This window comes from Pseudomonas sp. SZ57 (genome assembly GCF_009495975.1).
Classification (GTDB): domain Bacteria; phylum Pseudomonadota; class Gammaproteobacteria; order Pseudomonadales; family Pseudomonadaceae; genus Aquipseudomonas; species Aquipseudomonas syringae.
Window position 1 is genome coordinate 4,432 of record NZ_WIBD01000011.1, and the last position, 749, is coordinate 5,180.

Annotated in this window: 1 protein-coding gene; it reads right to left on the bottom strand. The window is 63.7% G+C overall.

What is annotated here, in order from left to right; genetic code table 11:
- The coding region (locus GE543_RS27440) for a HAMP domain-containing protein (protein WP_256664760.1) at positions 1 to 749 on the bottom strand (749 nt) is incomplete at both ends.

Sequence of the window (749 nt, forward strand, 5' to 3'; positions counted from 1 at the left end):
GCGGTTCTGGCGCAAGGCGACCTGACAGTGGCCCATCAGCGAGCCGACCGGTGTGCGGATTTCGTGGGCCAGGTCGGCAGAAAACTGCATCAGGCGCCGGTAGCCATCGTCCAGACGGTCAAGCATGGCGTTGAAGGCGTCGCTCAGTTGTTGCAGCTCGACGGGCGTATCGCGGCTGTCGAGGCGTTTGTGCAGGCTGGCCGGGGTGATTGCGGCGGCATGGGCGGCCATTCTGCGCAGTGGACGCAAGCCGCGACGCAGCAGCACATAACCCAGGGCTGCGGTGATCAGAAACGCCAGGGCCACGGCTATATAGATGCGCTGACGGAAGCTGGCGAGCATGGCCATTTCCTTGACCATCAGGTGCGCGGCCTGCAAACGTACTTCGACACCGTTGGACATCACCTGAACGGCAGCAGCGCGTAACGGCACGCCTTGCAGGCTCATGCCGCTGCGCAGGTCGTCGACCCGCAGCGGCTGGTCCTGCGCCACGGTCGGCAGCTCCGGCAGAGGCGCGTGCTGCGGGTTGACCGATATCACCGGTGACTTGCCCGGTTCGCCGATGATGAAGATGTCTTCTTCGCTGTCGAGCATGTTCTCGAACAGCTGCGGGCTGCCCTTGAGGTTGTCCATGGTCAGGTCATAGCGCAGCAGCTTGCGAAAGTGGTCCAGCCGCGCGAGCACGGCATGGTCGCTGCGTTGCATGACCGTTTCTTCGATGGACTGATACAGGTACAGGCCTGCGCCGC